At 51.9% G+C, this 23918-nt stretch carries 17 protein-coding genes; 13 read left to right on the plus strand and 4 right to left on the minus strand.

All coding sequences use genetic code 11. The features are described from left to right. Nucleotides 1–282: 282 nt before the first annotated feature. Nucleotides 283–3516, plus strand: a complete 3234-nt coding sequence (locus J3P35_RS17380) for a DUF3098 domain-containing protein (protein ID WP_246850341.1) — start codon at nucleotides 283–285, stop codon at nucleotides 3514–3516. A gap of 457 nt (nucleotides 3517–3973) precedes the next feature. Here the strand turns inward: J3P35_RS17380 and J3P35_RS17385 are convergent, their stop codons facing one another. Together J3P35_RS17385 and J3P35_RS17390 are read right to left on the minus strand one after the other, a co-directional pair. Beyond that, nucleotides 3974–4609 (minus strand): DsbA family protein, encoded by a 636-nt coding sequence (locus J3P35_RS17385; RefSeq protein ID WP_246850343.1) that lies wholly within the window; start codon nucleotides 4607–4609, stop codon nucleotides 3974–3976. A 145-nt stretch (nucleotides 4610–4754) separates the two neighbouring features. Next, nucleotides 4755–5537: an SDR family NAD(P)-dependent oxidoreductase gene (locus tag J3P35_RS17390; RefSeq protein ID WP_210465947.1), complete on the minus strand. Its 783-nt coding sequence runs from the start codon at nucleotides 5535–5537 to the stop codon at nucleotides 4755–4757. A gap of 168 nt (nucleotides 5538–5705) precedes the next feature. On the opposite strand from J3P35_RS17390, the gene J3P35_RS17395 reads away from it, so the two are divergent. Next, on the plus strand, nucleotides 5706–7337 hold the full coding sequence (locus J3P35_RS17395) for an FAD-dependent oxidoreductase (protein WP_210465948.1): 1632 nt from the start codon (nucleotides 5706–5708) through the stop codon (nucleotides 7335–7337). A 283-nt stretch (nucleotides 7338–7620) separates the two neighbouring features. Further along, nucleotides 7621–8736 carry a fatty acid desaturase family protein gene (locus tag J3P35_RS17400; RefSeq protein ID WP_210465949.1) on the plus strand — a complete coding sequence of 372 codons (1116 nt, stop codon included), beginning with the start codon at nucleotides 7621–7623 and terminating at the stop codon, nucleotides 8734–8736. Between the two features lie 530 nt (nucleotides 8737–9266). On the opposite strand, the gene J3P35_RS17405 is transcribed toward J3P35_RS17400, so the two are convergent. Beyond that, nucleotides 9267–10514, minus strand: coding sequence for a DEAD/DEAH box helicase (locus J3P35_RS17405; protein WP_210465950.1), 1248 nt, complete (start codon nucleotides 10512–10514; stop codon nucleotides 9267–9269). A gap of 537 nt (nucleotides 10515–11051) precedes the next feature. Between J3P35_RS17405 and J3P35_RS17410 the strand changes: the two genes are divergently transcribed. From J3P35_RS17410 to J3P35_RS17455, 10 genes are all read left to right on the plus strand, one after another. Next, complete coding sequence (locus J3P35_RS17410) at nucleotides 11052–11918, plus strand: cupin domain-containing protein (RefSeq protein WP_210465951.1); 867 nt, start codon at nucleotides 11052–11054, stop codon at nucleotides 11916–11918. A gap of 410 nt (nucleotides 11919–12328) precedes the next feature. Further along, a complete protein-coding gene (locus J3P35_RS17415) occupies nucleotides 12329–15424 on the plus strand; it encodes a PAS domain-containing sensor histidine kinase (RefSeq protein ID WP_210465952.1) in 3096 nt (1031 codons plus the stop codon). 186 nt (nucleotides 15425–15610) lie between these two features. Next, nucleotides 15611–16006, plus strand: coding sequence for a hypothetical protein (locus J3P35_RS17420; protein WP_210465953.1), 396 nt, complete (start codon nucleotides 15611–15613; stop codon nucleotides 16004–16006). Nucleotides 16007–16121: 115 nt separating this feature from the next. After that, the gene (locus tag J3P35_RS17425) at nucleotides 16122–16970 is read left to right on the plus strand and encodes a glutaminyl-peptide cyclotransferase (RefSeq protein ID WP_210465954.1); all 849 of its coding nucleotides are present in this window, start codon (nucleotides 16122–16124) and stop codon (nucleotides 16968–16970) included. Nucleotides 16971–17108: 138 nt separating this feature from the next. Next, nucleotides 17109–17774 carry a TetR/AcrR family transcriptional regulator gene (locus tag J3P35_RS17430; protein WP_210465955.1) on the plus strand — a complete coding sequence of 222 codons (666 nt, stop codon included), beginning with the start codon at nucleotides 17109–17111 and terminating at the stop codon, nucleotides 17772–17774. A gap of 5 nt (nucleotides 17775–17779) precedes the next feature. Next, nucleotides 17780–19099, plus strand: coding sequence for an ABC1 kinase family protein (locus J3P35_RS17435; RefSeq protein WP_210465956.1), 1320 nt, complete (start codon nucleotides 17780–17782; stop codon nucleotides 19097–19099). 86 nt (nucleotides 19100–19185) lie between these two features. Next, the gene (rlmF, locus tag J3P35_RS17440; RefSeq protein WP_210465957.1) at nucleotides 19186–20157 is read left to right on the plus strand and encodes a 23S rRNA (adenine(1618)-N(6))-methyltransferase RlmF; all 972 of its coding nucleotides are present in this window, start codon (nucleotides 19186–19188) and stop codon (nucleotides 20155–20157) included. Between the two features lie 298 nt (nucleotides 20158–20455). Beyond that, a complete protein-coding gene (locus tag J3P35_RS17445) occupies nucleotides 20456–20857 on the plus strand; it encodes a DUF4383 domain-containing protein (protein ID WP_210465958.1) in 402 nt (133 codons plus the stop codon). Between the two features lie 524 nt (nucleotides 20858–21381). Further along, nucleotides 21382–22464, plus strand: a complete 1083-nt coding sequence (locus J3P35_RS17450; protein WP_210465959.1) for a class I SAM-dependent methyltransferase — start codon at nucleotides 21382–21384, stop codon at nucleotides 22462–22464. Between the two features lie 191 nt (nucleotides 22465–22655). Further along, entirely contained in the window at nucleotides 22656–23126 is a 471-nt protein-coding gene (locus J3P35_RS17455) for a GNAT family N-acetyltransferase (RefSeq protein ID WP_210465960.1), read from the plus strand. A gap of 110 nt (nucleotides 23127–23236) precedes the next feature. Here the strand turns inward: J3P35_RS17455 and J3P35_RS17460 are convergent, their stop codons facing one another. Then, nucleotides 23237–23902, minus strand: coding sequence for an RNA polymerase sigma factor (locus tag J3P35_RS17460; RefSeq protein WP_210465961.1), 666 nt, complete (start codon nucleotides 23900–23902; stop codon nucleotides 23237–23239). Nucleotides 23903–23918 lie beyond the last annotated feature (16 nt).

Consider the following 23918-nt stretch of genomic DNA (forward strand, 5'->3'; position numbering starts at 1 on the left):
AATACTGCTGCAATAAATAAACCTAGGATAAAATAATTCTGCTTTGCCTTAGATGAAATAACACTGATTCATGCTAACAGTAGCTGAATGTGTTTAAGGATCGCAAATGTGTCATTTGAGGCTATCGCCTCACTGAAGTTGCAAACTTCAGCCCATTATGGGTCCAAGTTGAAAACTTGAACCAGGTAAGATTTATGGCACCTGTAAAGAGAAGATTTGAGGCACCTGCAAAGAGAGAAGATTTAAGGAACCTGCAAAGAGACAAACCATAAAGAACCAATTATGAGTACCACCATCAAAGCACCTGTTCAGTCAATCGTGCAAGCGCCTATTCTGTTCACTAAACGGCAGTTCATCCCGTTGCTGGCAGGCATGGGAACTATAGCAATCGGCTTTCTGCTTATGGCCACTGATTCTGCCCCGCAGGGCTACGGCTTCCAGGGGCTCACGCTGGGACCGCTGCTGGTGGTATTAGGTTTGGTGCTCCCGATTTGGGGCATCTTCCGGGAAAACAGCCATAAAACGGTTGTGGAAGTCTCCCCCGCTTGGCGCACTTTCCGGAGGTGGAATACGGTGTTGGGTTGGGTTTCTGCCTTGGTGGCCTTAGGAGTGTACGTGCGGACGCTGGAGCCTACCACCAGTTTCTGGGATACCGGCGAGTTCATTGCGGCGGCCTACAAGTTGCAGGTACCGCATCCGCCAGGGGCGCCGCTGTTTCTGCTTATCGGAAGGCTGTTTACGCTGTTGAGCTTCGGGGAGGTGACGCAGGTGGCCTGGTGGATGAACTTTCTCTCGGCGGTGAGCAGCGCGGCCACGGTGCTGTTCCTGTTCTGGAGCATTTCGCTGCTGGCCCAACGGCTGTTGCCTTTATCACCTGATGGCCCCTCCCCCGCCCAACGAGTGCTGCTACTGGGTAGCGGTGCCGTAGGCGCCCTGGCCTTTGCATTCACCGATTCTTTCTGGTTCAGCGCCGTGGAGGCCGAGGTCTACGGCATGTCCTCGTTCTTCACGGCTATTGTGGTGTGGGCAGCTCTCAAGTGGCAGGCCGAGGCCAACTCCCCGGAGGCCGGTCGCTGGCTTTTGTTTCTGGCTTACCTGGTGGGGCTTTCCATTGGGGTGCATTTGCTCAACCTGGTGGCTTTGCCGGCTATCGCGCTGCTGGTGTATTTCCAGAAGTACAAGCCTACCAAGTGGGGCGTTTTGCTTGCGTTGATGATGGGTGTGGCATTGGTGCTGGTGGTGATGGAAGGCGTGATTACGGGCCTGCCCTCGGTGGCCGGAGCCATGGAAGTGTTCTTCGTGAACAGCATCGGGTTGCCGTACGGCGCGGGGGCCGTTATCTTTTTGCTGGGACTCACGACGGCCATCTGGTACGGACTCCGCTGGGCCAGGAAAACGGACCGGGTGCTGTGGCACCACGCGCTGGTGGCTTTAGTGTTGGTGCTGGTGGGTTACTCGTCTTACCTCATGGTGCCCATCCGGAGTGGCTACAACCCGCCCATTGACGAGAATAACCCCGAGAACCTGCTTTTCTTTGTGAGTTACCTCAAGCGTGAGCAGTACGGTAGCCGGCCGTTGCTGTACGGTCCGCAGTTCAACGCCGAGGCCCAGAGCTTTGAGAAAGGCAGTCCCATTTACGCGCCCCAAAACGGCAAATATGCGGTAGTGGATTACAAATATGAGGTGGCCTACGCCGATAAAGACAAAACCCTGCTCCCGCGCCTTTACTCAGATACGCCGCTGCACCTGCGGGCCTACCAGTACTGGGAAAACGTGCAACAGGGCCAGAAACCAAGCTTCGGGCAGAACCTGGGTTTCCTGTGGAACTACCAGTTGAACCACATGTACTGGCGGTACTTCGGGTGGAACTTTGTGGGACGGGAGAGCGAGGTGCAGGGCGCCGGCGTGCTGTGGCCCTGGGAAAAGAAATCCGAGGCGCCCTCGCCTATCGCCCAGAGCAAAGCCCGCAACCAGTTCTACATGCTGCCGCTGCTCCTGGGTGTTTTAGGGCTGATTTTCCAATTCCGGCGCCAAAACAAGGATGGCTGGACAGTCCTGCTGCTGTTCCTTTTCACGGGCGTGGCCATTGTGGTGTACCTGAACCAACCACCGGTAGAACCCCGCGAGCGCGACTACACCTTCGCCGGTTCTTACTACGCTTTCAGTATCTGGCTGGGCCTGGGCGTACTGGCCTTAGGTGACTTCCTGCGCCGCCTGGTAAAAGCCGAGCTCCCAGTTGCAATTATGGCCACCGTTCTCGCGTTGTCTGCTCCCTTGGTGCTGCTGGCCCAGGGCTGGGATGACCACGACCGCTCAGACCGGTACCACGCCCTAGACTCGGCCAAGAACCTGCTGAGCTCCGTGGCCCCCAACGCCATCCTGTTCACCAACGGCGACAATGACACTTTCCCGCTGTGGTACGCCCAGGAAGTTGAAGGCTACAGAACCGATGTGCGCGTGCTAGTCATGACCTACCTAAACACTGATTGGTATATTGAACAGGCCCGTCGTCAAGTAAATGCCTCCGCCCCGCTGCCCGGCACCTTGCCGCTAACTCAGTACACCTTCAGCACGAATAACTACCTGCCTTACGTGCCCAACCCCAGCGTGCAGGACAGCGGCATGGACCTGAACCAGTACCTCCAACTGCTCAAACAGAACCACCCCGCGCTACAGGTTCAGACACAGGACGGCCGCACCTTGAGCGCCTTGCCCACCAAACGACTGCAATTAACCGTAGACAGAAATGCGGTCCTGCAAAACGGCACCATCTCCCCGGAGCGCGTCAGCCAAGTAGCTTCTACCATGTCATGGGAATTGCAAACCTCGGCCCTGGAGAAAAAGCACCTGTTCATGCTGGACGTGATCGCCACCAACAACTGGCAACGACCTATCTACTTCTCCAGCACCGGGGGTGAGTCCTCGGAACTTGGTTTACAACCGTTTCTCCAGTTGGAAGGTCAGGCCCTGCGCCTGGTGCCGGCCCGCAACCCAGATGCCCAGGCAGAGGCCTACGTAGACCGCCAGCGGACCCAGCAGAGTTTACTGGAAAAGTTCCGCTACACCGGCCTCACCAATCCAGACCAGCCATATGAAGAGAATTTCACGACGCAGATCGTGCCCTTGTACCGTCATAACTTTGCAGAACTGGCCACGGCCCACCTGCAGGCCGGAGACATATCACAAGCTAGAAAGGTGTTGCAGGCCTGCTTAACCCTGATGCCGGATGCAGGAGCCCCGCACAACTTTGAAAGCGCGAATTTGGTGCTGCCCTTAGCCCAGGCTGGCCTCACCAAAGAAGCCCAGGCGCTCACCAAACTGCTTTTCAACCGCTTTGATGCCCAACTGAATTACTATCGAACCCAACTACCCTACTTTGACCGGGAAAGGCAGCTGAATTTGTTTGGTCTACAGAACCTAGCTCGGGCCGCCCAAACCGCCAACCTCCCTGAGGCAAAAAGACTGGAGGAGTTGTTCCTGCGGCACTATGAGGGAATTGGGGGAATGAAGGAATGAGGATTTGAAGATTTGAAGATTTGAAGATTTGGAGATGTGAGGATTGGGAAATTTGGAAATATGATAATTTGGAAAGGGTAGATTCAGGTTACTCGTTTGAGCCCCGCTTTAGGAATTTTGGGCTCAAAGCCAACTTAGTGTGCCACCCACTGAGTGTGCCATTTGAAACACCCTCAAAGCCCACCTCAGATGCCGTTGTTGGTGTTATCACCAACAACCACAACAGCGTTTCTAGTGCCTTTTACAGAAAATTAGCTATAAACGGGTATTGAATAAAACAGGTGAATGCGGTAAGAATACTATGGTGGGAAATGGAGCTGTTGGTGATAAAACCAACAACGGCATTGAACTGAGAAGTCCTCTTAACACCTACAAGGGCAGCAAAGAACCTTCCCTTTCCAAATTATCATATTTCCTAATCTCCACATCTTTAAAATTACAAATCTCCAAAAACTCCCTAATAAGGAATCTGCATGGCTTGTAACAGTCGTTCTTCCAGTTCGGGGAGTTCGCAGAAGCCGCGGGAGATGAGGCGGGGGCCCATGGGGTGCTCCAGGTAAACGCTGGGCAGGGTACTGACGCCCATTTCCTCTACCATTTTAAACTCGTCCTGGGTTTGCTGGTAGATTTCATCGGTCTCGAAGACGGCCAGGAACAGGTTCTCCGGTATCCCGAACGGACGCAGCACTTCTACTAGCACCTGGGTATCAGTGATGTCCCAGCCATCGGCGTAGAAGGCCGAGTGAAGGGCGCGGAGGACTTCCAGGGTGAGCCCGGGCCTCAGGTGACGCACAGTTAAGAGGGCGCGGCAAGCGGGTTCAGTATCATAAACGGCCTCTTTCTGCAGGAAGAAGCTGTAGTCAAAGGGCAGGTTTGATTTCCCCTGGGCCCGGTGCCAGCTCACGGCCAGTTTGTCTTTCTCCGCCGAGGTCAACGGATCCTGGACGTACGGATGGAGCCCTCCTACCATCACCTGCACCGAGAGCCGGCCAAACCAAAGGGCCCTTAATCTTCTGATCACTGGCGTGAACCCGTAACACCAGGCGCACATAGGATCAGTGACGTACAGCAGGAGTGGATTTTCGGGGAGCATGGACATAGGTATTCTTCCTTGGTTTCTCTCTGTTTACCGTTAACCTAGCCTCAAAGGTTTGTCCTGACCTTGATTTTAGACCTGCGGCAATCCGTATAAGTGTCCGGTATTTAGGGGTAGATTTTAGTAAAACAGCCTCTAACCGCTATTCGTGGTAAATCATTTTCACGGTCATGCCACCATCAATGGTCAGGCTCTGGCCCGTGATAAAACCGGCTTTGTCTGAACAGAGAAAGAGGGCCGCTTCGGCGATGTCCTCGGGGGTGCCTACCCGGCCTACGGGGTGCTGCTCTTTGTCTTCTTTGCTGTGGTGCGGCTCTACTTTTTTGCCGTCTTTCTGCCAGGGTCCGGTCTCAATCCAGCCCGGGCTAATGGCGTTGACCCTGATGCGCTGGGGTGCCAGGCTGATGGCCAAGGAATGGGTAAGCGACTCCAGTCCGCCTTTTGCCGCGGTATACCCAAAGGTATCGGGCTCAGACATAAAGGCGCGGGTGGAAGTGATGTTCAGGATGGTGGGGTTAATGCCTTTCTCCAGCAGCGGCATGGCGTATTTGGCGCACAGGAACGGACCCCGCAAATTCACGGAAAGCACCTCGTCAAACTCCTCCACGGGCAACTGGGCCAAAGACCTTCTTACCGGGGCCGCGATGCCGGCGTTGTTGATGAGCACATCCAGGCGGCCGTACACTTGCCGCACCTTGTTCATGAGTTGCTGCACCTGCTGCTTTTTGCTTACGTCGCAGGGCATAAAGTCAATGGTGAGGTTCTGTTTCCCCAGCCACGCCATGGCATCAGCGCCTGCTTCCCAATCAATATCGGTAATCACCACGTGGGCTTTCTCCAGTGCGAATGCCTGCGCCAGTCCCCGGCCAATGCCTTGGGCGCCGCCGGTGATCAGGATGATTTTGGAGGTAAAGTAATTCTGCATGGTAGCTGGGAATAAGGGCTGCCGGAGAAACGCGTGAAATCAAGAAGGCAGACCGGTTCTGTTCTCACAATTGTAGAACAGAGGTACAATTATGCCTACCTTTTTTCATATGCCGCGTTAGAACAGCAATACAGGCAAAGTTTATTATCTAAAAGTAAGCTATAAACTATGAAAAAAACGTCTATCTGGCGGCAAGATGCCCAAATAAGTAATTATCCCAGGCTGGAGGGAGAAATAGAAGCGGATGTGGTTATCATTGGCGGCGGCATCACCGGCATTACCACGGCGCATCTGCTGGCCTCCGAAGGAAAGCGGGTAGTGGTGCTGGAAGCCCTGAAAGTAGCCGAGAGCACTACCGGTTACTCCACCGGTAACCTGTATGCACCCGTGGGCTCTTACCTGAACGTGCTGGAGAAAAAGTACGACCAGGAGACCGTTCGGGCCTTAACCGCCTCCAGAACCACCGCCGTTGACTTGATTGAACGCCTTACCCAACAATTCAATATTGATTGCCATTTCAAACGGGTGCCCTGGTACCTGCTCACCGAGAACGAGGCAGAAAACGCTTTCATCCAGGCCGAAACGGAGACCGCCCAAAGAGTAGGCTTGCCCGCTTACCTGGATGAATCCAGAACGCCAATGCCTTATCCGGTTTCCTCAGCCATGCGCCTGGAAAACCAGGCTCAGTTCAACCCTATGGCGTACGTAAAGGGATTGGCTGCGCAAATCGCCGGCCCCAATTGCCAGATTTTTGAGAACAGCCAGGTAACTTATGTAAAAGAAGGCAAGACCCACGTGGTGCATACAGAACAGGGCAAGGTACGCGCCAACCGGGTAGTACACGCCACTCACACCCCAAAAGGCATCTGGTTCCTGCATACCCTGCTGGGTCCGTATCGCGAATACGCCTTAGCGGTGTCTTTGAACTCGGCTTACCCCGAAGGCACGTTCTGGGACTACAGCGCCATGCACCACCACTCCATGCGCACTTACGTCAACGACCAGGGAGAACCGTTCCTGCTCATTTTGGGCGAGCCGCATAAAGTAGGCCACAAGGAAAACAACGAAGAAGCTTTCCAGAAGCTGGAGCAATTTGCGCGCGAACGCTTCGATGTGAAAGCCGTGGAATACCGCTGGGCCGCCCAACACTACAAACCCGCCGATAGCCTTCCCTACATCGGTCGCCGCGACAAAGGCTCGGAGATTTACGTGGGCACCGGGTACGAGGCAGACGGCCTCACCTTCGGTACCCTGGCGGCCATGATCATCAGCGACCTCATTCTGGGCCGCGAAAACCCTTACGCCGAGATGTACGCCCCAACCCGCCACAACCCTAAGAAAGCGGCCGGCAAGTTCATCAAGGAGAATGTAGACGTGATGGCACAATACCTCAAGGACCTGCCCTACCGCAGCCAGGTAGAAAAATTGGCCGACATCTCCGCGGGTGAAGGGAAAAACATTGAAATGGACGGTAAGAACTACGGCGCCTACCGCGATGAAACCGGCAAGCTGCACGTGGTCTCGGCGGTGTGTACGCACATGGCTTGCCTGGTGCACTTTAACCAAGCCGAGAAAAGCTGGGACTGCCCCTGCCACGGCAGCCGCTTTGATATTGACGGACAGGTACTGGAAGGCCCGGCTTACTTAGACCTCTCCAAGATGCAGGACAAACCTTCTTCCTTTAACCGGTTCAAGAAGCTATCCTCGGCGGCTTTCTTCGGGGCTACCGCCCTGGCAGGTTTTTACTTCTACCGGAAATCTCTAAAAGAGAAAGGCGCCTCCAAAAAGAAAAGCAAGTAATTTCTCCGCCTCAATGAAAGAAGGTATTCACCAGTTTTAAGTGGTGCCACTATCATGTCAAAACGCTTTCATCGTAAAGGTGGCATGGTTGTGGCACTATTCATACCGTAAGTTTCGTTACTTAGGCAGGACACCTTTTCTGCCCCAAATTTTCAAAAGGGGATTGCTTCTCTTAAATCTGAACTACAGCAATCCTCGCATTCATTTCTGATATCTGTTTTTGCAGCGCTTATTGCCTGGGATTACTAAATCAAGAAGTTAATCTCAAGCCCATCAAGCGTTTATGTCACAGAAGTTAAAATTCATCAATACAAACCAATCTGCCTTTTTCTCCACTGCCCGCAAGATGGTAGACATCTATTTTCAGGAACAGGGAATCTCCAGAAACGCCAACTGGCTTATGTGGAGCAAAACGGCTTTCTTTCTGGTGGGGTATGTCTCGCTTTATCTGCTGATCCTTTCCGGAAATTTTGGCACCTTGCCGCTCATAGGCCTGACCCTGGCATTAGGGGCCTTCGGGGCTTTCATCGGGTTTAACATTTGCCACGATGCCATTCATGGCTCGTTTTCTAAAAGCAGCAAGGTAAACAAAAGCCTTAGCTACCTCTTCTACATCATTGGGGCGAACCCCTACCTGTGGAACATCTCGCACAACGTGGTGCACCACACCTATACCAACATTCCCGGCCATGACGAGGACATTGAGGTTGCCCCAGGCTTGATCCGGCTGGACGAGAGCGAAAAAGTGAACAAGATCCAACGCTTTCAGCACCTGTACGCCTTTTGGCTCTACGGTCTGGCGTCTCTCTCCTGGGCCCTGCGGAAAGACTATGTGAAGTTCTTCCAGAAACAGATTGGGCAGCACAGAAACCAGCATCCCAAGCGCGAGTACTTCAACCTGTTCTTCTTCAAGCTGGTCCACTATTTCCTGTTTATAGGGGTGCCTTTGCTGGTACTGGACCTTACCTGGTGGCAGGCGGCGCTTGGCTTTTTAATCATGCATTTAGCTGAGGGCACGGTGATGGGCCTGGTTTTCCAGTTGGCCCACGTGGTGGAAGGCACTGATTTTCCGGTACCCAACGAGCAGGGCAGCATGGAAGAGGCATGGGCAAACCACCAGATGCGCACCACCGCTAATTTCGCCCCTAAAAGCGCCGTAGCAAGTTTCTTCCTGGGCGGCCTGAACCGGCAGATTGAGCATCACCTTTTCCCGAAGGTGTGCCACGTGCATTACCCGGCCATCTCCAAAATCATCAAACAGACCGCAGCAGAGTTTGACTTACCGTACATTGAGATTGAGAGCTTCAAAGCGGCCTTGCTGTCCCATTACCGCATCTTAAGAAAGCTGGGCAAAGAGGCTTATCAGGACCAGACCAAAACCCTGCAGCTTGTAAGTTAACGAAAGCAAAAGCGTAGCTACCCCAAACTCTATAAAACAAAGAAAGCCGCGGATGGAACCGCGGCTTTCTTTGTTTTAAACTACTACTTTTTACTAACCTAGTTTTTCTGGGCCAGAACTCAGCTCTCGTCCGTAGAACACCAAATCCTTTTGGGAAGGGTTTTCTGGGACGGTACAATAATAGACGCGTTTCGCATACCTTCTAACTACTAATTTCTGAGTAGGTTTAGCATTTGCGTACACGGTTGATCCTTCGGGAAATTGGAAATCCATCATTTATGTATATACGGGGTGTAAGGGTATTAAAATGAATATGAAGCGGTTATTAATCAGATACTTTCAGCTTCGCTGCCGTTTTCCCTTTCTTTCTGAAAAGTAGGCCCTAAACAGAACAAGCAGGGACATTTTTCTAAGTAGCCAGGAAAAAGGAAACCCCTGTGGAAAGGATGTTTTCAGAAAAACATCCTTTCCACAGGGGTTTCCCACTTATCTGACAGAGTTTCTTTGAGTATAGACGAAGCTCTAACTGATTACTTTTTGCCCTTAGGCTTCTTCTTTTTCTTTGATGCTTCCTCAAAATCCTGCACCTCTTTCAACAGGGATTTCAGGTCGGGTTTTACCTCTGCGGAGAAGTCAATGGTGGCGGTGTAATCCTGTTTCTCAATGTCCAGTACCTTGATGGGCTTGCCCAGATAGCCTTCAATCTCATTCAGGATTTCTTTTTCTTCAGGGCTGCAGAAAGACACGGATTTTCCTTTCTGGGTACCCCGGCCGGTACGGCCCACGCGGTGCACGTAGTTCTCAGGCACATCGGGCAGGTCATAGTTCACCACGTACTCCACGCTGGGGATGTCAATCCCGCGCGAGCTCACATCAGTGGCGATGAGCACTTTCACCTCACCCTTCTTGAAGCGGTTCAACGCGGCCAAGCGGTCTTTCTGATCTTTGTCGCCGTGCAGGGTATCGGCTTTGATGCCCACGCGCTCCATGGCGGCGTGCACCCGCTCGGCCCGCACTTTCGTGCGCACGAACACCAGGATTTTACTGCCCTCGTTTTCCTTGATCACGCGCTCCAGGAAGAACCGCTTGTCATCCATGCCGATGTAGGCCACCGAGTGGTCTACGTTCTTGGAAACCGGGTCTTTGGGCGAGATCTGGATGCGGATAGGTTTAGTCACCAGCGAGTAGGCCAGGTCTTTGATTTTCTCGTTGATGGTCGCTGAGAAGAACAGCGTCTGCCGCTTGCGGGGCAGGTGGCGCAACACGTCTCTTATGTCTTTGATGAAGCCCAGGTCCAGCATGTGGTCGGCCTCGTCCAGGATCAAAATCTCTACGCGTTCCAGCCTGATGTGGCCCTGGCTCACCAGGTCAAACATCCGGCCCGGGGTAGCTACCAGCACATCAATGCCGTCTTCCAGTTTGGTGATCTGAGGCGCCTGCTCCACGCCCCCAAAAACGGTCATGGTCTCCACGCGGGTGTGCTTGCCCAGGGTATGAAACACCTCGGTGATCTGGATGGCCAGCTCGCGGGTGGGCACCATCACCAGGCATTTGATACCGTCCTGGCGAGCGTACTGCTTGCGCTCGTGCAGCATGTGCAGCACCGGAATGGCAAAGGCCGCCGTCTTACCGGTACCCGTCTGCGCAATGGCCAGCACATCCTCTCCTCTCAAGATAGGCGGAATGGCCTTGAACTGGATATCGGTGGGTTTCTTGAAGCCCAGTTTGTCCAGGGCTTTCTTGATGGCGGGGTTGATATGGTAATCTTCGAATTTCATGATCGCGGATGTTTCGGCCTCGGCCGATAAGAAAAGCGGTTTCTCCTTGTACGAAGCACAAGCCAAAACCTTCTGCAAAGGTGCGATTTCTTTCTGGGTTTTCAGTGAACGGGAGGGTTCCCGCCCGAGATTTGCGTTTAGGGCCTCTTTTGGAGAAAACAGCCCTCAAACCTTCTATCTTTCTTTTGAAATGATTATCTTAAATAAACGGTAACGAAAACACCGTTTCCCTGGCATCCTACAGGAAACAGCCTGCCTGGTTTTCCTCCCAGCCCCTTGCTGATCGCCTTCCCCCCTGCGACCCTTCTCGTGGGCCATAAGCAGAGCACCCATTCTCTTGCTGCGGCACCCTCCTCCACGGACATATATTGGACTCAGAATACATTCTTGAAACGATTCACGGAGAAGGACAGCCTGGGAAAGGCAACCCCATGGACATTCATCATCCAGGTTCCGGAACTTACCCCAGAAGCAGTCCTTTTGATTTGGCAGTGAGGGCACACCAAGCCTCTCCAGGAGAAGTAATGCACCAAACCTATGATTACCATGAAAAACTACCTTTACCTTCTGATTCTGTTCTGCGCTGCCTGTACCAGGCCCATGAGCATGGAGAACCAAAAAACCACCATCACCAAACTCATTGATGACGAAAGTTACTTTATTGCAGCCGCAGATACTGTGAACTGGGCCAAATGCTGGGTTAACACAGATGAAGCCCAGTTTATCATGACCTCGGTACGGGGTATATGGCAACTCAACGGTTGGGACAGCATTAATGCTAATTTCAGAAGAGGGGCCAGACCGTTTAAGCTCAACCTAAAACGCGACAATTACCATTACACCATAGGAGACAAAGTGGCCTTTGTGAGTTTTGACCAGTATGATAACTGGGGAGGAACTGAAGGCCAGAAGAAGAAAGAATCGCGCACCCTCAGAAAAGTAGACGACCAGTGGAAAATAGTGCATGCCAACGTGATTCTGACCTCTTCTTATGATCAGCCAAAAGAAAGTAATCAGGCACAGGCTGTATCCTTCCACCAGCGAAAAGAAAACTTGCCGGTAGACGAGAAAACCTCCTTCCGGCACCAGGGCGGGCTGGGCGGCATGCACGCGGGCTATGTGGAAGTACCCGCTGGCACAGACTTCAGCCCGCTTCTTGAGGGATTGCCGCAAAACATGTGTCCTTCGCCGCATTGGGGCTACCTTCTGGAAGGCTCCATCAGGATTAAGTACGCCGATGGTCATGAGGAAACAGTCAACCAGGGTGAGGTCTTTTACTGGCCAGCTCCCCATACTGGTGTGGTTTTAAAAGACGCCAAGTTTATTGACTTCAGCCCTCAGGAAGAGTACAGGCAGTTGCTGATGCACGTGGGCAACAAGATGGCCCAACAGAAGAAAAAATAAAGCCTTCCAGAACCAGCTCTCGGTCGGTTTTGATCCTCAAGTCAAACACAAGCCTTTATGGCTACAGAACCTAAGGTTGTTCTTTTTAAATCAACTAGTTAAAGGTTCGTCTGCTTGCCAGCCATTTCCTTTTTACGGCCCCTTTTTAGAAAATATGCCCAATTCTGAAAAGGGGCTTTTTGTGCAGGAAGTACCACAACGGGAAAACTGACTAAAGGCAAATCTTCCAATATTTAAAAACTTAAATCCACGGAAACCGTTACCCGCGCAGGCTAACGTGCTTCTATATTCCTGCAAACGAAAAAAAGTTAAATTTGCTTTCGCTTAAGCTCCCCCGCAAACGACAGCTTAAATGACCCGGCTCGCTTGCGAAAGCAAGTGCTTGTTTACCCCAATTTCACAAACGATACATGGAAGATATCATACACCCCATTCAGGACGAGCCCCAAGCTCCGATCCTGTCTATTATTGGGGGAGGCGAATTAGGAGACCTTATCCGGAGGCATGATTGGGCTTCCACGCTCCTGGGCCCCATTGCGGAATGGAGTCTAAGCCTGCGCATGGCCGTAAACCTTATCCTGCAGTCCCCTACCCCCATGGTGATGCTATGGGGCCAGGACGGCACGGTGCTCTACAACGATGCTTACCGCGCCCTGGCCGGACAAAGGCACCCGGACATGCTGGGAATCAGGTTCTCTGAGAGCTGGCCCGAAACCGCTGATTTTGTGACAGAGGTAATCTCCAGGACGCTACAAGGCAAAGCCCTTACTTACCGGAAACTGCCTTTCACGGTTTTCAGGAACAACACCGCCGAAGACATCTGGCTGGACCTGGATTGCAGCCCTATCCTGGGGGATAATGGCCTTCCGGCTGGCACCTTGATTATCACCAATGAGATAACCGGAAAAGTTAAAGCCGACCAGGCCTTGATTGAGCACGAAGAGCGGCTGGGCGGGGTGTTCAACCAGAAGTCTGTGGGCATAGCAGAATGTGATTTCACCGGAAAATTCATCTTGGTGAACGACCGGTTTAGTGAGATGGTGGGTCGTTCCAAAGAGGAGCTTTACCAGATGCGCATGCAGGACATCAGCCACCAGGAAGACCTTCCGCACAATACGGTGCTGTTCAAGGAAGCCATCAAAAACGGAACACCCTTTGACATTGAAAAACGCTATGTCAAACCAGATGGCACTGAGGTTTGGGTGCACAACAATGTCTCGGTGGCAAAGAACTCAAGCGGGGGCCCCTCCTTTGTGGTTGCCGTTTGCCACGAGATAACTGAAAGGAAAATGGCCGAAAAACACCAGAAGCTTTTCCTGGCCATGAGCGAGAACTCTACCAATTTCATAGGCATAGCTGACCAAAAAGGGAAAGTTCTTTACGTGAACCCCACCGGCCGAAGGATGGTAGGCCTGGACAGCCTGGAGGAAGCCCAACAGACCCAGGTCACAGATTACTTTTCTGACGAAGACAAACCTTTTGTGCAGGAGGTGATTTTACCAGCCCAGAACACAGCTGGCTTCTGGAAAGGCGAATTCCGGTTCCGTCACTTCAAAACAGGCCAGCACATTGAAGTAGATTATAACCAGTTTGCAGTAAAAGACCCCGAAACCGGAGAGGTGTTGGGCATTGCCACCGTAAGCCCAGACATCACAGACCGCAAGCGGGCAGAGGCTGCTTTAACGGAAAGCGAAGAGCGCTTCCGGACCATGGCCGAGGCCTCTGGCCTGCTCATTGCCCAAACCGATCTGGAGGGAAACGCCATCTACTTCAACCAGGAATGGATGAACCTTACCGGCCGTACCCCTGAGGAACTCCTCAACTACGGTTGGGGCGAGTTCTTCCACCCAGATGATCGCGCGGGCTTTATAGAGGCGTACCAGCATGCCTTTGCCAAAAGGGAAGTTTTGCAGCGCGAATTCCGGCTTCTGAACAAAGAAGGGGAATACCGCTGGCAATATGCCGTGGTATCGCCCAGGTTTGGCCCAGATGGTACCTTTGCCGGGTACATCAGCTCCTGCGTAGACGTAACCGAGAGCAAGAAAAACCAGGAAGCCCTGGAGGAAAGGGAAGAGTGGTTTAAAACGTTTGCCAACAACATCCAGAACCTGGCCTGGGTGGCCAACCCCGATGGCTGGATTACCTGGTACAACCAACGCTGGTATGATTTCACCGGCACCAACTTTGAAGAAATGCAGGGCTGGGGCTGGGAAAAGATCCAGCATCCAGACCATCATGGCTGGGTGGTAAAATTCGTGGAAGAGGCCTGGGCCACAAAGGAAACCTGGGAAATGACCCTGCCTTTGAAAGGTAGCAATGGCGAGTACCGGTGGTTCCTGACCCGGGGCGTTCCGGTCAAAGATGCAGCCGGCAACGTTGTCCGCTGGATTGGCACCAACACAGACATTACAGAGCAGAAGAAAGCCGAAGGCGAGTTAAGCAAGTTCAAGATCATCAGTGACTATGCCTTTGACGCCTTCATTCTCATGCGGAAAGACGGCACTTTTGCCTACCTCAATGATCTGGCCCTGAAACGCTGGGGTTATACCCAGGAAGAAGCAGCCTCTCTGAGAGTACCTGATGTAGACCCAATCTACCAGGAAGAGCTGTTTAACGCCACTTTCGCCCAGGCGCAGGAACAAGGCGCTATTCCTACTTTTGAAACCCTTCACAAACGCAAGGATGGCACCATCTATCCGGTAGAGGTAAGCATGGGCGGCATTACACTGGACGGTCAGCCCCACATGTTTGCCGTGGCCCGGGACATCACAGACCGTAAACAGGCCGAGGAAACCCTGAAGCGGAGAAACGAAGAACTCCAGCGCACGAACAACGACCTGGACAACTTCATCTACACCGCCTCTCATGACCTGAAAGCGCCCATCACCAACATTGAGGGCCTGGTGAATACCCTGGTCATGGACCTGCCCCATGACATCCTGGAAACACCTGAGATAGCGCCCATCATTTCGCTTATCGGGGATTCCATCTGCAGATTCAAAAACACCATCAATGACCTCACTGAGCTAACCAAGCTGCAGCGCCAAAGCAGCGAAGATGTGAGCACAGTACCGTTTCAGGAAGTGTTAGACGAAATTTGCCAGGACCTGAAAGACCCCATCCAACAATCCGGGGCCACTCTGGAAATTGACTTCAGCCAACACCCTGAACTGCAGTTTTCCAGAAAGAACCTCAGAAGCGTTCTTTACAACTTTATCTCCAACGCCATTAAGTACCGCTCGTCGCAGCGTACTCCTTTGATCAGGATCATGTCCAGAAAAGAAGGGGATTTCTGCGTTTTAACCGTAGAAGATAACGGCTTAGGAATTGATGCCTCTCAGCAAGACAAGTTGTTCGCCATGTTCCAGCGCCTGCATGACCACGTGGAAGGCACGGGAATTGGACTGTACATCGTGAAGAAGATCATAGACAACAGCGGCGGAAAAATTGAAGTGGAAAGCGAAAAAGGAAAAGGAAGTACCTTCAAGGTGAGCTTCAAACTTTAACAGCTTAGAATGCCTAAAATGGCCGTGCTTTTTGGTAGGTTGCGTTACAACCATCTGCCAGAATGCATGGCCATTTTGGTTTTGTAGTCTTCCGCCGCCACCGATATAGCCCTTTGCTAATATTGCATGGATTGACTATTTTCGGAGCCCCCTTGTTTCAATTCCAACTTAACCTCAACAACCCGTATGAGCAGGATTGCAGCTAAAGGCATGGTCCTCATTTTTGCTGCCATTGTTATTTTCCACCTGCTGGTTCTCACCTCGGTGATTCCGTTTACCATTGTAGGTGGCGGCAGGATCACAAGCCAAACGGAGATGTACCAACTGGAGACAACGGCCCTGCTGCTGAACATCTTCTTCCTGTTCATTGCCCTGGTGCAGGCGGGTTATCTGCACCTGAGGGTACCCTCTAGAATATTAACCGCTGTGCTTTGGGTCATGTTCGGGATTTTCCTGCTGAACACCGTGGGCAACCTGTTTTCAAACAGTCAACTGGAGAAGCTCATCTTCACCCCCATCACCCTAATTCTTGCAGCTTTCTCCGCAATTCTGGCCATGAACCGGACTTCTAAAACTGCTTAGGAACAGACCTTGTTTCTAGCGTCTTTTCACAAAAACAGGGGCAAAACATATAAGTATTTTCTACCTTCCCTAGAGCCTTCTGAATAAGTGGGAGGAAATTAATACTTTTAGAACCTTGAGACTGACTTTTAGAAATAAGAACAAGATTCTTCTATCCTTTGCCCTGCTTCTAAATGTTTCAGGATGTGGCAATGCCAAAACAGAAACCGGTGCCCAGAAGAACGCCCAGAATAGTAACGCTTCTGAACCTGCCCTCATCAATTACGGCGTGGTAAAAGCTTACCCGCATGACACCACTGCTTTCACTGAGGGGTTTCTGGTGCACGAAGGCAAACTTTATGAAAGCACGGGTTCTCCGGCAGATCTTACCCAAACTAAATCACTCATTGGCGTAGTGGATTTAGCCACGGGGAAGATGGATGTAAAAGTAGAGCTAGACCGAAACAAGTACTTCGGGGAGGGAATCGCTATCCTGAAGGACAGATTATACCAGCTCACCTATTTAAGCAAGGTCGGGTTTGTGTATGACGTGAATACTTTCAAGCGGACGGGTGAATTCACTTTTAAGAGCAAAGAAGGCTGGGGCATGACCACAGACGGTACCCACCTGATCATGAGTGATGGCACCAGCAAAATAACGTACCTCAACCCTACCACCTTCAAAGTTGAGAGAACCATTGCCGTTCATGACCAAAACGGTCAAGTGGAAAACATCAATGAGTTAGAATACATTAAAGGCTTCCTGTACGCCAATGTGTACACCACCAACACCATCCTCAAGATTGATCCTAGTTCTGGAAAAATAATCGGGAAACTGGACCTGACCTCTCTGGAGCAGGACGCCAAATCCAAGAAACCGGATGCCCTTGAGCTGAACGGAATTGCCTATGACAGTACCGCTGGCAAAGTGTATGTAACTGGCAAATTGTGGCCTAACATCTATGAAATCAAGTTCAGCTACTAGGAAAGCTTCACCCAAAAAGATTGCCTCCAACAGTGGCCCCGAAGCTGTGCTTTTATTTTCAGAAACTTGTGAAATATTCTGGATTTACTAAACCTCTACCCGCTTCCGTTTGTTTGAATAATAGACAAGCAGAAGAAGATGGAAAACACAGATTTCAATACAAATCAGCAGGCTGAGACCAGAAACAGAATCATTGACGCCTTCATAGAGCATGTGCTGGAGACCGGGAAACAGCCGGTATCGGTGTACAAGTTTGCCCAGAGCCTGGGTATTCCGGAGGAGGAGTTCTACAACTACTTCACCTCGTTTCAAGGGGTGAAAGGCGCGGTGTGGGACCGCATCTTTGACGAAACCTACGCCACCATGCGCGCCCAGGAGGTATACCAATCTTACTCGGCCAGAGAGAAGTTGTTGGCTTTCTATTACACCTGGGTAGAGGTCCTGAAGAAGAATCGAAGCTACCTGCTCGCCTTATATGAAAGCCACGCAGACTTCAAGAAGGTAACGCCCCAGGAGGTGAGAAGCTTCCGAGACAAATTCAAAACCTTCGCCAAAGGTATCATCCAGGAAGGCAAAGCCGAAGGTGAGATCGTGGACCGCAAGTACCTCTCTGACAAGTATGACGAAGCCCTGTGGCTGGAGACGCTGTTCATCTTCCAGTTCTGGCTCAGAGACAACTCCGTCTCCTTCGAGAAAACCGATGTGGCCATTGAGAAATCCGTACGGCTGGCCTTCGACCTGATTGGGAGAACCGCCGTGGACTCATTCGTTGATCTGGCCAAATTCCTTTACCAGTCTAAATAACCTTCATGAGCAGTACCCAACCAGAGCAAAACCATATCCCTACCTCCAAAGTACAACGGGCCACCAAGTTCATTGGTACCGGCGCCAAAGTGGGCGGGAACTACATAAAGCATTACGCCAAGAAGATGGTGAACCCATCTCTGAGCAAAGAGGAACTACACACCAGCAACGCCGAGGACATCTACGCTTCCCTAAGCGAGCTGAAAGGCAGCGCCCTCAAAGTGGCCCAGATGATATCTATGGACAAGAACATCCTACCCCGGGCGTACCAGGATAAGTTCACCATGGCGCAGTATAGCGCGCCACCGCTCTCCTACCCCTTGGTGGTGAGAACCTTCCAGAAGTCCTTTGGGAAAGCACCAGAGGCGATGTTTGATACGTTCACTACTTCGGCGGTGAATGCCGCGTCCATCGGGCAGGTACACAAAGCCACCAAAAACGGCAAAACGTTCGCAGTGAAGGTGCAGTACCCCGGCGTGGCCGATAGCGTTACCTCAGACCTGCGCATGGTGAAGCCGTTTGCCCACCGGTTGTTGAACATGAACGAAAAGGAAATAAGCCACTACATGGAAGAGGTAGAAGAGAAACTGCTGGAGGAAACCGACTACAAACTGGAGGTAAAACGGTCCACCGAGATCTCGCAGGCTTGCCGTCATATTCCGCACCTGAACTTCCCGGTGTATTACCCAGAATTCAGCAGTGAGCGCATCATCACCATGGACTGGCTGGAAGGCGATCACCTGAAGGAATGGCTCCAGACGAACCCCTCGCAAGAAGCCCGGAACCAGATTGGGCAGGCATTGTGGGATTTCTACCACCACCAGGTGCACAACCTCAAACAGGTCCACGCCGATCCGCACCCGGGTAACTTCATTGTCCAGGAAAAGGAGACCTTGGGTGTCATTGATTTCGGGTGCGTGAAAGAGATTCCGGAGGATTTCTACCGGGGTTACTTCTCGCTATTGAAGAGAAACGCGCATCTGAACGAGGCGGAACTAAACCAGATCTTCTTCCAGCTGGATTTCCTCAGCGACCAGGACTCCCCGGCAGAGCAAGCCTATTTCAAGGGTGTTTTCAAGGAAATGATGGTATTGCTGGGCCGGCCTTTCCACTCTGAAACATTTGATTTCGCGGATGAGGCTTACTTCAATCAGATTTACGCGCTAGGCGACAGAGTGGCCAGGGACAAGATGTTCAGGCAATCCAGGCAGGCCCGCGGCTCCAGGCACGGTCTTTTTGTGAACAGAACCTATTTTGGCTTGTACAGCCTGCTCAACCAACTCAGAGCCAGGATCAACACCACCAAACCAGATTGGTTGAAATAAAGGAAAACAGTGCTGTTGCCCTATGGCGTGCCCATTTGTGGTAACTTTGCCCCAGGCGACAGCACTGTTTTTGATTTTACCGTTTCATGCTTCCGAAAAAGAAAGAGCACCCCAAAGAGAAAGCGGGTTTACACCCCCGCAACAAGCACCGTGAGCGCTATGATTTCAAGAAGCTGATCGCGAGTTGCCCCGAGTTGCGCCCTTTTGTGCGGGTGAATGACTTCAAGGATGAATCAATTGATTTCTTTAACCCCGAGGCGGTGAAAACGCTGAACAAAGCGCTGCTGAAGCATTTCTACGGCATCAGTTACTGGGACATCCCCAAGAACTACCTGTGTCCGCCTATTCCCGGCAGGGCAGATTACATCCACCACATTGCGGATCTGCTGGCCAGCCTGAACCCTAAAGGGAACAAAGTACCCAAAGGCAACCGCATCAAGTGTCTGGACATTGGCGTGGGCGCCAACTGCGTTTATCCCATCATCGGGCACCAGGAGTACGGCTGGGCTTTTGTAGGCGCGGATATTGACCCGGTTTCCATTCAGTCTGCGAACCAGATCATTGAGAAGAACCCCTCGCTGCAAGGCGGTATAGAATGCCGGCTGCAGTCAAACCCCAAAGACATTTTCAGGGGCATTATCCAACCAGATGAGCGCTTCGACCTGACCCTTTGCAATCCGCCCTTCCACGCCTCGGCGGCAGACGCGCAGGCCGGCACCGTGCGCAAACTCAGGAACCTGAAACAACAGAAGGCCGTGAAGCCTACCCTCAACTTCGGCGGGCAGAAGAATGAATTGTGGTGCGAGGGCGGCGAAGAACGCTTCATCGGGGATATGATCAGGCAGAGCCGACAATTTGCCCAATCCTGTCTTTGGTTCACCACGCTGGTCTCTAAAAGCGCCAACCTAAAAGGCGCCTACAAAGCCCTGCGGCAAGCCCAAGCGGTAGACGTGAAAACCATTACCATGAGCCAGGGGAACAAAACCAGCCGTCTTGTCGCCTGGACTTTCCTCTCCCCAGATCAGCAAAAAGCCTGGGCAATTACCCGGTGGAAATAAATATCCTGGCCTGCTGAACAATTGAAGCTGCTTATGCTACTCCATTTCAGCAACTTCCTGTTCCGGGACTGATTTTCAGAAAACAGCCTCAAAACAGCAGAAGCCCATCTTGCCTTTTAGGTAGAATGGGCTTCTGTTGTTTATTAGAAAACCCCAGTTCAGGTGCTGCACTAGGTTCTTAGCTTGCAATAAATTAAAGGGAGGCGATTTCTTAAAATAGGAAAAATCATTTTATAACAATACCATCTAAAATTATGAAAATTCCGTAGATACTTATAAACCAACCACTTCATGCACTATGACCACAAAAACTGCTTCTCTCCTCATTGGATTCACTTTCCTGGCGGTGGGCCTATTGGGTTTCGTACCCAATCCCATAGTGGGTGATACCCACAGTGCCATTTTCCACGCCGATGCGGTGCATAACATGGTGCACATCATAAGCGGGGTATTGTTTATTCTGGTGGCCCTTGCCGCACCCGGCCAGGCTGCAACCTTTATGAAAGTATTTGGGGTAGTTTACCTATTGTTAGGGGTGATCGGGTTCCTTACCATCGGGGATTCCGGTATGACCAGGCTGCTGGGTTTCTTACCTGTGAACGGCGCCGATAATTACCTGCATGTGGCCTTGGGGATTGTCATCTTTCTGGCAGGAATGCTACCCAGGGGAAGAGTGGCGGGCATTGGCACGAGGATGTAAACCCAGGCGAGGCACACACGTTTCACGGGCCATTTCTGAGCCGCCACTTGCAGCAGGCACTTAGCCAGCTTCTGTTGTACAACAAGTTCAATTCTCTTTTCAGATAGAAACGATTAGGGGCTGTTTTCAAAAAAACAGCCCCTAATCGTTTGGTGTATGCGGCTGACAGATTTTCTAGTTCAAGGGTTAAAAATTTCATCTTATCAAACAGTCTAATTATTGCTTATCAGTCACTTACAATATCACCAACCTAAAAGATCGCTATTTAGCTAGCTCTCTTTAAAGCCCTGAACCCTTGGCCTGTTCTTTCCCCTCTTTCAAGGCTGATTCTGAAAAACGGACCTTAAACGCCTTTTCTTTTGAGTTACCCAAATCGGTAAAAAGCGTATAACTACTTAATAGAATACCAACCACGTACGCTCCCTTAGAACAGCCCGAAAGAATTCCCATTCCCTCCTTTACAACCGTAAGACAGGGCTGCTGACTTTGACCTGGTGGATGTAGCATCATTTAAGCGTACCATTATGAGAGTAGATCAGGAATTTGATACTTCCCGGGCCCAGGCGTTTGAGAATGCCCTGGTAGACACCATGAACAAAAGCGCCCTCTCCTTCATGATCTCCATCGGGCACCGGGTAGGTTTGTTTGACATCATGAGCCAGATGGATTTTGCCAGTTCCATGGACATTGCCGAGCGGGCCCGCCTGGATGAGCGCTACGTGCGGGAGTGGCTGGGCGCCATGGTCACCGGCGGCATTGTCATCTACGCCCCCGAAACCCGCACCTATTACCTGCCCCCAGAGCATGCCGCTTACCTTACCCGCCAGGCCGGATCTGATAACCTGGCGGTGTTTGCACAGTACAGCGCCGTGATGGGCCAGGTTGAAAACCAAATAGTGGAATGCTTCAAACACGGCGGCGGCGTGCCTTATGCAGAATTCCACCGGTTCCATGAGGTCATGGCCGAGGACAGCGGGCAGTCGGTGCTGGCTTCTCTGGAGAGCCATATCCTGCCGCTGGTGCCGGACCTGCGGGAGAAACTGGAGAAAGGCATTCACGTGCTGGACGTGGGCTGCGGCTCGGGTAAAATCATCAACCGCTTGGCCTCCATGTTCCACCGGTCCCATTTCACCGGCATTGACTTCTCCTCAGACGCCATCGCTGATGCCAACGCCCAGACTGCCGCTCTGGGCCTGGAGAACGTCCATTTCAAGCTTAAAGACCTATCTGATTTCCACCACGATGCGCCGGAGGAGAAATATGACCTTATCACCACCTTTGACGCCATCCATGACCAGGGACAACCGCTCAACGTGCTGCGAGGCATTCACAAAGCACTCAAGAAAGACGGCGTGTACCTCATGCAGGAAATTGGGGGCACCAGTCACCTGGAAGAAGACATGAAACACCCCATCGCCCCGTTTCTGTACACCATTTCCACTATGCACTGCATGACCGTATCGCTCGCGCAGCACGGCGAAGGCCTGGGCGCCATGTGGGGCGAGGAGGTGACCATGGATTACCTCAACCGCGCTGGCTTCACCAACATCCAGACCCATAAACTGCCCCATGACATCCAGAATCTCTGGTACGTGATCAGGAAATAGCCAGGACACCGATGCCTCACAATAGGTTTTTGTTTCAGGGCCGTTTTACTAAAAACGAGGCAAGAATCAGCCGGGAGATGCAGATCTCCGGCTGATTTTGCTTTGTGCCCTGTCCTCTTTTTGCCGCTCAGTTGTTGGAGGAAAGGCTATTTTGGGCTTACTTTCAGGAAAACGCACCCAAAACCCGACTGATGATTCCCACCTTTAGAGAAGCCATCGTGGCAGACATCCCGCAGATGCAGGTAGTACGCCACGCCGTGAAAGAGAACGTACTTTCCAACCCCGCCCTGGTCACTGATGCTGCGGTGGAGGAATACATCACCAAACGGGGAAAAGGCTGGGTAGCCGAGGTAGAAAACCAGGTAGTGGGCTTCTCCATCGCAGATCTGCAGGAGCACAGCATCTGGGCGCTGTTTATAGACCCCGCCTATGAAAAAATGGGCATCGGGAGAAAGCTGCATGACCTGATGCTGGACTGGTATTTCGGGCAGACTGGGGAGAAAGTCTGGTTAGGCACGACCCTCAACACCCGGGCTGCGGCCTTCTACCGTACCGCCGGCTGGCGCGAAGTGGGTACCCACGGCAAAGGCGAAATCAAGTTTGAGATGACCTCGGAAGAGTGGGCGCAGAGAAAACCTGCAGCAGCCAAAAAGCATGAGTAGAAAGCTAAAAGTTATCTGGAGATTGGTTTTCTCTCTGGATTACTTCCGCAATTCACGGGCTGTTTTAGGGCTTTTTTCCTAAAAACGAGCCGAAATAAAACGAGCCGAAATCACCTGGCTCCAATCTGCCGCATCACGTGCTCGGTGATCCGGTCGCACTTGCTGAGGTGGAATTGCAGGATGTCTTCTTTTTTGTAGAGATGGCTCAGGGATTTCCGCAATAAGGCCTTGGCCCGGTTCAGCCTTACTTTCACGTTGGCCTCACTGATGGAGAGGCAATGCGTGGTCTCGGCTACGTTCATCCCCTCAATTTCGCGCATCACAAAGACGGTGCGGTACTTCTCGGGGAGTTGCCGGATGGCCTCTTCCAGCACCACCTGCAGTTCTGAGGACAGCAGTTTGGTCAAAGGCGTAGGAATGTGCTCCTCTGATCTCAGGTTTACTTCTTGGTCTACTTTCTCATCGCTCATCGCACACGCCAGTTTTCGTTTCTTCGCCCGCAGCAGACATTCATTGATGAGAATGCGGGTGAGCCAGGTAGAGAAAGCCGACTTGAACCCGAACGTAGGCAGATGCTCATAGGCTTTCACGAAGGCCGTTTGCATCATCTCCTCCACTTCCTCTTCATCGTCCAGGATACTCATGCCCACCCGGTAAAGCCGCTGGTTGTTCCGGCGCACCAGAATAGCGTAGAGGTCTTTTTCGCCGTGCAGCACCCGGGTAATGATCTCCTGGTCTGGGATGGCGCTGGCTACCAATGTTTCTCTTGTTTCCATCTAATCTGCTCGTCTA

It is taken from the genome of Rufibacter roseolus (assembly GCF_017916365.1).
Lineage (GTDB): Bacteria > Bacteroidota > Bacteroidia > Cytophagales > Hymenobacteraceae > Nibribacter > Nibribacter roseolus.